Source organism: uncultured Bacteroides sp., assembly GCF_947632445.1.
Classification (GTDB): Bacteria; Bacteroidota; Bacteroidia; order Bacteroidales; family Bacteroidaceae; genus Bacteroides.
Genome location: NZ_CANRPM010000001.1, coordinates 141,034 through 150,518, shown reverse-complemented (window position 1 = coordinate 150,518; position 9,485 = coordinate 141,034). Strand labels below are relative to the sequence as shown.

General features: G+C 40.7%; 5 protein-coding genes and 2 pseudogenes. 5 read left to right on the top strand and 2 right to left on the bottom strand.

Annotated elements, in window-relative coordinates:
* Positions 1 to 31: 31 nt before the first annotated feature.
* Positions 32 to 1,675 (bottom strand): hypothetical protein, encoded by a 1,644-nt coding sequence (locus tag Q0Z70_RS00615; protein ID WP_298071627.1) that lies wholly within the window; start codon positions 1,673 to 1,675, stop codon positions 32 to 34.
* Between the two features lie 1,324 nt (positions 1,676 to 2,999).
* Between Q0Z70_RS00615 and Q0Z70_RS00610 the strand changes: the two are divergent.
* Together Q0Z70_RS00610 and Q0Z70_RS00605 are read left to right on the top strand one after the other, a co-directional pair.
* A pseudogene (locus Q0Z70_RS00610) lies at positions 3,000 to 3,107 on the top strand (transposase); the annotation flags it as partial.
* A gap of 892 nt (positions 3,108 to 3,999) precedes the next feature.
* Positions 4,000 to 4,575 (top strand): annotated as a pseudogene (locus Q0Z70_RS00605) (transposase).
* 22 nt (positions 4,576 to 4,597) lie between these two features.
* Here Q0Z70_RS00605 and Q0Z70_RS00600 read toward each other — a convergent pair.
* Positions 4,598 to 5,218 carry a DUF4294 domain-containing protein gene (locus Q0Z70_RS00600; RefSeq protein ID WP_298071625.1) on the bottom strand — a complete coding sequence of 207 codons (621 nt, stop codon included), beginning with the start codon at positions 5,216 to 5,218 and terminating at the stop codon, positions 4,598 to 4,600.
* 97 nt (positions 5,219 to 5,315) lie between these two features.
* Here Q0Z70_RS00600 and Q0Z70_RS00595 point away from each other — a divergent pair, with 97 nt between their 5' ends.
* The 3 genes from Q0Z70_RS00595 to Q0Z70_RS00585 all read left to right on the top strand — a co-directional run bounded on the left by Q0Z70_RS00595 (position 5,316) and on the right by Q0Z70_RS00585 (position 9,407).
* Positions 5,316 to 7,325: a helix-hairpin-helix domain-containing protein gene (locus Q0Z70_RS00595; protein WP_298071623.1), complete on the top strand. Its 2,010-nt coding sequence runs from the start codon at positions 5,316 to 5,318 to the stop codon at positions 7,323 to 7,325.
* An 89-nt stretch (positions 7,326 to 7,414) separates the two neighbouring features.
* Entirely contained in the window at positions 7,415 to 8,188 is a 774-nt protein-coding gene (locus tag Q0Z70_RS00590) for a radical SAM protein (RefSeq protein WP_298071621.1), read from the top strand.
* Between the two features lie 49 nt (positions 8,189 to 8,237).
* Positions 8,238 to 9,407, top strand: a complete 1,170-nt coding sequence (locus Q0Z70_RS00585) for a DUF1343 domain-containing protein (protein WP_298071619.1) — start codon at positions 8,238 to 8,240, stop codon at positions 9,405 to 9,407.
* Positions 9,408 to 9,485 lie beyond the last annotated feature (78 nt).

The window sequence follows — 9,485 nt, the reverse complement described above, 5'->3', positions numbered from 1 at the left end:
AAAAGAAAGTGGGATTTCTCCCACTAACTTTTTACTTAATTGTTACCGGCTCGAAAATGTAATAAGAGTTTTTGCCGCTCCTTGAAGAACTTTCTACTTTCTTTACATCGTGTACCGTCAATGCAATAGGACAAGCGTCGATAAACGCACAAATTTTGCTTGGTACGTCGTTTACGCCTTCATTAAAGGTAACACCGCTACCGTTTCTTGCAACTTGACGCAACCCAATATGATAGCCTTCTACTGTTTCAAGGGCAATCCAATCAGGCACGTCGCCGTTACCTTTTTGCGGTGCGGTTTCACCCGTAAAGTGTAAAACTTGTCCAGAACAAACGGGAATATTGCCACACTCTTTGGCGACGCCGTTTGCAAAGTGGTCCATAACAAGTTGTTTAGACGCACTTTTGTCTACTGTGTTAACACTCCCGCCTTCAAAGGTAGTCTTGTTGTTTCTCTTTGCAGCTCTTTCAGCCTTTTTAACTTCTGCATTGTTTTTACTGTTTTTCACATTACAATAATCCGTCATAACACGCCCGTCAAGGTTTGAAGGTTTTACGATAGTTTTTTCTTGGTCGTATTGAAAGGGAATGTATTTACCGGTTTTAATGGCAGTACTCACAATGTTTTGTTCAGGCATATCACTTATGGTCTTATCTGGAATTACAACTATCTTATCATCTACGACTTCTTCCTCCACTTTCTCATCTTGAATGATTGTAATATCTGGCCCAATCATCTTTGGTATATATCCAAAGTGGTCGATACCTAAATATTTTTCTCTGTATCTTTGTTTTGACCAGGCCAACGCAATGTCCTTGGTCCATTGTTGAACAGGTTCTATACGTTTTATTGATAACAAATCATGAGGAATTGTAAATTGGGGACAGATGCTTTTAATAACATCTGCGATAAACCTACAGCATCCATTTGGATTCTGATGAATTTGTATTTCTGCAAATCTGATAACAATCCAACCTCTATTTTTGAATTCATTATTTCTATTGATATCGGCAAGTTGAAAATGGGTTGCTTTTCTAATATTGACATCGTTAATACCTTCATAAGGTTCATCAATTTCTATATCGAGAAAGATATTAATTCCATCTTTTTCATTTAATAATGAAAAATCAGGTTCATATCTATTTGCTTTCGTCAGAACATATCTATCATCATATATGTTGAACGTTTCTTTAAAATATCTTCGTATGTATAAAAGAAATTCATCTTCTTTATATCCTTTTCTACCGCTTCTTCCTTTTTGAGGAATTTTTATTGGACATTTTGTCCTTGAAGGCATTACGACATACGGATAATGTAAAGGCTCTGTTTGAGTAAATATATTTATCGGCTCATATCCGATATATTTGGGTAAGGAATGTTTGGACTCCTCTTCTATTTTTACATTTACTTCTTGTAAAATAGGACTCGGTATTATTATTGGTCGTTTTTCAGAGGAAGAATTTGGGGGTTGATTTGTTGTAGATGGTTCTTTCGTTATATGTTTCTCTGATTTAGATGTGTTTTCAGGGTTCACATTTACAACATCTTCAGTTGGTGTATTATCTTTCTTACTTTTAAGCAGAAAGTAGATAATGATAAAAGCAATAATAATTATTATCCCTGTTAAGAATAAATACTCGTTTCCATAATTTGCTCCTAATGTTGTTGTATCCATAACAAATATTTATTGGTTTTTTAAGCGCAAATATAGTAAATTTCAATAGAATAACGCTATATGCCCATAATGACTTGCTTTATTTCCACATCTAAGAAACAAACTCCTCAAAAGTCCCCCTTAACGAACGTGGATTTCGTTATGTTCAAGGTAGTAGACAAAAAGGTGATGGAGCGTAGTATCATGCAGGAGTAGGCGTTCCCTTTATATTTCCGTGTACCATACATCTTTTTTCATTGTACAGGCAGCAGATGTTAAGGAAAACCAGTATGCTGTCATGCACCTTGTACATGTGCAGTTCAATATCATTCTTTATGACGGCAGACTTTTCCTTTTCCACTTTTCTGTGTATACGCGAGTTCGGGATAAGCCACATCTTAATAAAGTTGAATCGGTAGCTTTTTCAAGCTGCTATTCTTTTGATAATATCATTGATGTTAGTAATTTAACGTGAACTCGGCGAATTTTAATCATTTTGGAAAAGTCCAGGAGGGCCCAAAATAGTCCTGTCACACCAAGTGGCAGATTATCAATAAATTAGTGCGACACCTTGGGACATTTGGTAAACATTTTCGCGAAAAATAAAAAATACCTTGCCTTTAAAGGCAGCCTATTTTTTATTTTATTTCAAAAAAGTTTGCACGGCCCTGTCACGTGTCGCAGCAACCAACTGTATATCAGCAAATTGGTGTGACAGGACTGTTTTACCCGTGCCAAAACCCCGTTTTTCTTCCGTCTTTTTTCACGGGCAAATTTTTCCGTCCCGACGACGTGCCGGCTGACCCTTTGACGAAGTGCTTCATCCCCTCCCCAGAAAGCACTGTATGACACCCTCACGCAGCACTGCGTCGGGACTTCAGGAAGTGCTGCGTGGCGGAGTAAAGGAATACAAGTGGAAATAGCAATAAATACCATATCATTGATGATTCCTGCAAGAATTTGAGATTGAGATAGCAAAAACTATCCGTCATCTCCAGATGTCCCCAAGCGCCACAGAAAACGCATGATGTTCGATGCAGAGGTCATTACCATTCTGATCTGTTTTTCACTTCAACACCTACCGCAATTTCAAGCATTATTATCTGTCTTGTATATGTGGGCAGTGGAAACATATGAAGGTATTCAAGGGTATCTTCGTCACAAAGCCGGAAGTGAACTTCGATTTCGAGGTTCCAAAAACGAACGGGCAGCTCGTCATTTGGCAATAATGACCATTTGCATAAATCAGGCGACCAAAATTTGGTAACCCAATAAACTGTTGATTGATATGATTGGTGATGGACTTAACCCGAACTTACGTGTATAACGGCAGAAGGCAAAGCTCATGTCCATGTGGGACAAAATCATGCTAAGGAAGAGGTGCATCATCAAGTGTATCAACGACCTGTCGAAAAACAAGGCCGACATCGTACATTCAAGGCACAGATCAATACACACGAAAAAAGAAAAGGATGTAAATTAAACTGTGTCAGCAAAGAGAAGAAATAAAATATTAACTTTGCTGACACAGTTTAATTTACATCCTTGCTCAAGAGTTACTGATTATTTCCAGTTTTCTCCTGTCTTTAAGTTCCTCATCTACGGGAATATTTTTCCACGTCAACCACCATTTCCATTTCTTCAAGCCATTCTTTGCATGATTCACAAAAGGTATAATTATAATCCTCTAATTCATATCCTTTCATTTTGGTGGTATATTCCATATATTCATCATCATTACCATATTCCAAATGGTATATACCCCTATTTTCATCCACTAGGAAAGTTTGGCATTCAAAAGCATAGTTTTTTTATACTTGTTACTGAAGTATATAGCCGCAATACCAAGGATGAACAAGGTGTAAGCCCATATAATAGTATTCTTGAAATTGGAAGGCATTACTTCAGGCAAAGAAAACCTACCATTCCGATATTCTTTCATTTCAACATCTACTCCAAAATCTAGAAGCAGAATCACACCAAGAACATAAGCAATAAATACTAAGGATGTACCTAATGCTATATTAACAAACAGCTTACTATTCCCCAATGTACAAATTGCGATAACACAAGCAATACTACAAGTATGATTGTTGCAATAGGAACGTATGTCTTAGCATACCTCCTAAATTCTTCATAGGTTCTATCACCTAGAAGTTTTTTGATATACGAATAACTTCTTATCTCCATATAAATTACGTGAGTTCGAAATAAAGATTAATTTATTCACCTGATAATAAAAAATGTAGCAATAAATATATTAAATTTATAATGTTAAATATAATCTTTAAACGATTACCGTTATATTCTCAAAATTCAAAATTATAGAAATTATCGTATAACCAATGATTTTTTGCAAGGAATTTTCATCACAACAGGAAAAGTATATGATTGTAGACAAGAAGACCAAACATCACAATAAGCCCTATCGAATTAGCGATGCTGAGATTATGATTATTTTTATCTTGTTTTGCTCCAGTGGTTTTCGCTGCTTCAAGTATTATTTACAGGGAGTATTTTAATTGCACTTGATCATTAATGACAAAGGAGAAATCCTTAACTTTATGTTTATGCCTAGAAACGTGAATGTTCGGGAATCAATTGAAACAGAGTAAGTTCCTAGAGAACGTAAAAAGGAAATTATGTGTAGGCAAAGGATATATAAAGATAGAAATACAGCTGAGCACTAAAGTTAAAAACAACATGAAACTCTCTGATGAGTATTTTGCTTAGAAAAGAGCCTTGATTGAAACGGTCAATGATGAACTGAAGGAAATTGCACAGAGAGAACACTCACGACATTTTTTTTCAGTAATTTCATTGCCAATTCATTGTCGGTTATCGCAGCCTATTGTTTCTTTGAAAAGAAATCTGCCATTGAAGTGAACTTTATCAATGACGGGCAACTTATATGTCTTTGATTTTATTTCGAACTTACTTTTATTAGAGCTGTCCGCTTTCTACCAATAGAACGATACGTTCGGTCAGTGCATCATCGCCTGTAGCGTTGTATTCTTTCTTCAAACTGGCACCGAAGAGGGCGGCGAATGTCTGGTAGAAGCCTGCACGGAAAGTACCAAGAAAAGCTTTCACTAATTCATAACCTGTAGAGTGAGTCTGTCTATCCACCAGCTTTATTAATAGTTTGCCTTGTGAAAAGGTAAGTTTCTTCATACGGGGCATGTATTGTTCTTTCAAGCTTTTCTCCACCCGCTTCAAGTGTTTGGATCTTTCTTTGGGAGGAAGCGTTTGCAGGTATTCGTAGGTTTCGATGACAATTTGGTTGACTTCTTTGGCAATGGGCAATACTTTCTTGACATCGCGTACTAATTTATAATATTGTGTACGAGCTCTTTTATTTTTGAACTTTAGCGGTTTGAATATATAAACGGTCGGTAACTTTACGTAAGGAATGGTATCACCCTCATAAATGGTCATGGGAGTAAGATATACCTTGTCAGGTTGTTGGTTCTTCTGTTGGGCATAACCATTAAGAGCGGCAGTTGTTAACAGGATGAAAGATAATATGATGAGTTTTTTATTCACGCTGCAAAAGTACACCATTTTTTGATATTTATTTGAATATCTTCCTTTTTCCTTGCATCGTTAACTTATTTAAAGTAACTTCGTCGGCCATAAATAAAAAGTTACATCGAATACTATGGGAAATATAAAGATAGGAATGTGTCTGTTAATCGGATTGATTTCTTCTGCCGTACAGGGTCAGAATACCAATCTGATGCTTTTGGAAGAAAACCTGGAACAGCTGGCTACAGAAACTGAAAGTACGGATTGGGAAGACGAACTGGAGGAGCTTTCCTATCGGCAGACTGAGAAACTGAACTTGAATACGGCCACACGACAACAACTGAAGATATTTCCTTTCCTGTCGGACGTTCAGATAGAAAATCTGCTGGCTTACATATATGTACATGGCGATATGCAGACTTTATACGAACTTCAGTTGGTAGAGAAGATGGACAAGGCGACTATCGAACGGCTGCTTCCTTTTGTCTGTGTGGTTCCTTCGCGTGAAAAAGAGAAATTTCCTTCGTTGAGACGTATATTGAAGTGTGGAAAGCATGAGATGACGGGTCGTTTTGATATGCCTTTCTATACGCGCAAGGGATATGAGACGAGTTATTTGGGTCCTTCACTCTACCATTCGTTACGTTATAATTTTCGTTATAGTGACCGTTTGCAAGTGGGAATGACGGGAGAGAAGGATGCGGGCGAACCTTTCTTTGCCTTACATAACCGTCAAGGATATGACTATTATTCCTTCTATCTGCTGATGAAAGATTATGGATGCTTGCAGACTTTGGTCGTAGGTAACTATAAGGCCAGTTTCGGACAGGGATTGGTATTGGGCAATAACTTCGGATTTGGCAAGACATTTTCGTTGGTGACCACTGAAAACCGTACAGAAGGTTTCCGTAAACATAGCTCGTCAGACGAATACAATTACTTCAAAGGGGTGGGAACTACTGTCCGTTTGGCATCTCGTTGGCAGACATCGGCTTTCTATTCACATCGGCGGATGGATGGTGCAGCAGAGGATAACGTAATCACTTCTATCTATAAAACAGGTCTTCATCGCACGAAAAACGAAGTATCCAAGAGGCATGCTTTCATAATGCAGGTGGCAGGGGGAAATGTTTCTTATGAAACGTCTCGTCTGAAGGTAGGTATGACGGGCGTATATTATTTCTTTAATCATCCTTATGAACCGGATTTAAGGGAATATGCCCGTTACAATCTGCGTGGCAATCATTTCTACAACGTAAGTGTGGATTATAGATATCGGTTGGGCAGGTTTACTTTTGTAGGGGAAGAGGCTTTGGGAAAGCATGGTCGTGCTTTTCTTAATCAGTTGCACTATCAGGCTGGTAGTGATTGCAAGGTGATACTCATTCATCGTCATTATTCTCGCGACTATTGGGGGATGTTTGCCCATTCGTTTGGAGAAAGCAGTGCTTCACAGAACGAAAAAGGCTTTTTCTTGGGCAGTGAAGCATCGCTTTTCGCCCGATGGCGTTTCTTTGGTGCAATCGACCTCTTTTCGTTTCCCTGGTGGAAGTACCGCATCAGCAAGCCTTCGAAAGGAGTGGACGGTTTGCTTCAAGTTACATTCACACCCGACAAACAATGGTCGATGTATGCCAACTATCGTTTCAAGCGGAAGGAAAGGGACGTGACGGGCAGCGGAGGTGAAACGATATTGCCCACTTATCATCACAAAATACGTTATCGACTCAACTACATGCAGGGCATTTGGAACCTGCGTACTACGCTCGATTACAATCATTTCAGCCAACCTTCCTTACAATATAGCCAGGGATGGCAGGCAACTCAATCGTGTAGTGTGCAATTACCTTTCGTGCCTTTGGCTGCCTCGCTGCAAGGTACTTATTTTCATACTGATGATTATGATTCGCGTGTCTATGCCTATGAAAAAGGTTTGCTTTACACTTTCTATACACCTTCGTTCTATGGGCGCGGTTTTCGTTTCTCCGCTCACTTGCGTTACGATTTCCGAAACTGGCTGATGGTGATAGCCAAGTTCGGGCAAACCATTTATCAGGATAGGGATGAGATAGGTTCGGGCAACGATTTGATAAGAGGAAATAAAAAGTCGGACCTGCAAGTACAGATCCGACTGAAATTCTAACGCATGGAGAGCGTGTTTATTTTGGAAAGAAAACCAGTGAATTCATTCATTTTGCTTATCTTTGTTTTCGTTATTTGTTAGAGATTGGTATGACTGTCATCTATCTTTCACCCGTCTTTGGGCCTGTTCATTCCCGTCGTTTGGGAGTCTCGTTGGGTATCAACCTGATGCCTGCCGATGGTAAACTATGTACGTTCAACTGCATCTATTGCGAATGTGGTTTCAATGAAGATTTTCGTCCGAAACTTCCCCGTCCGACACGTGAAGAAGTGCGCCAAGTACTCGAAGCCCGTCTGCAGGATATGAAAGCCAATGGTCCTGCGCCCGATGTACTGACTTTTGCCGGCAATGGAGAGCCGACCGCCCATCCGCATTTTGCCGAGATTATTGACGATACGTTGGTTTTACGCGACCACTATTTTCCAAATGCCAAGGTCAGTGTGCTCAGCAACGCTACTTTTATCCACAAGCCTGCTGTCTTTGATGCGTTGAACAAGGTAGACAATAATATTCTGAAGCTCGACACGGCAGACGAGAACTATATCCGAGACCTCGATCGTCCGACAGGCAAATATGCCATAGCCGACATCATCGAAGGTATGAAGGCATTTAAAGGACGCTGCATTATTCAGACCATGTTCCTCAAAGGCGGGTATAAAGACAAGGATATGGACAACACGTCAGACAGATATGTCCTCCCCTGGCTGGAGAAAGTAAAAGAGATAGCACCCCGTCAGGTAATGATTTATACCATTGATCGTGAGACACCTGACCGCGATTTGCGAAAGGCTGCACACGAAGAACTTGACCGTATTGCCGCACTCGTGAAGGGAGCAGGTTTTGAAGTAAGTGTATCCTATTAGAAAGAAGAATAATTTAGCGTGTGAAACAAGAAACAATCCGTAGACAGCCATGAAAAAAATGCTCATATTCTTATTGTCTATGCTATGCTGGTGCTGCGAATGCCGGAGCCGAGAAGACAGGGTTATCCCCGGCGACGAGCAAACCTCCGAATATTTTTCGATGCTGAAAGGAAAACGGATTGCCGTCTTTTCCAATCATACCGGCATGATTGGCAGCAAACATGTAGTGGATGTCCTGCTGGAGAACAACCTCAATGTAGTGGCGATATTCTCGCCCGAACATGGATTTCGAGGCAATGCCGATGCAGGAGAGCATGTGTCAAGTTCCGTAGACTCAAAGACGGGAGTGCCTATCCTGTCGCTTTACGACGGCAAGCCGGGTAAGCCAAGCGAACAATCTATGCGTAAATTCGACATTCTCATCGTCGACATCCAGGACGTAGGACTTCGTTACTACACCTATTATGCCTCCATGTGCCGCCTGATGGACGCCTGCGCTGAATACGGCCGCAAGATGCTGATACTGGATCGCCCTAACCCAAACGGGCACTACGTGGACGGACCGATACTGGATATGAAGCACAAATCGGGTGTAGGCTGGCTTCCAATCCCTGTTGTACATGGCATGACGTTAGGCGAATTGGCTCTGATGGTCAACGGTGAACGGTGGCTACCCGCCTCCCGCGTGTGCGACGTGACCGTTATTCCTTGCAAGAACTATACGCATCAGACGATGTACAGGCTGCCTGTCCCTCCGTCGCCCAATCTTCCGAACATGAAGTCTGTCTATCTATATCCTTCGATCTGCTACTTCGAGGCAACCCCCGTTAGCTTAGGACGAGGAACGGACAAGCCCTTTCAAGTCTATGGACATCCCGATATGAAGGGCTGCGACTTCAGCTTCACGCCACGAAGCGTGTCCGGTGCCAAGAACCCGCCTCAGCTCAACAAGTTGTGTTACGGTGTAGACCTGAGCGGCATGGGCGATGAAGAGATTTGGAAACGGGGCGTAGACCTGACTTACGTTATCGACGCCTACCGCAATCTGAACATGGGCGATCATTTTTTCCGCTCTTTCTTTGAAAAGCTGATAGGCGTAGACTACGTGCGCAAGATGATTGAAGACGGAAAAAGCGCCGCAGAAATCAAAGCCATGTGGCAAGACGATGTAAAGAAATTCAAGGAACAGCGCAAGCCCTATTTGCTTTACGAAGAATAAAGCATTGATTTTTCAACCCTAAAGCACTGTTTTCTGCCCAAGAAACCAATGCTTTTCCATAAAGAAAAAAAGAAGATA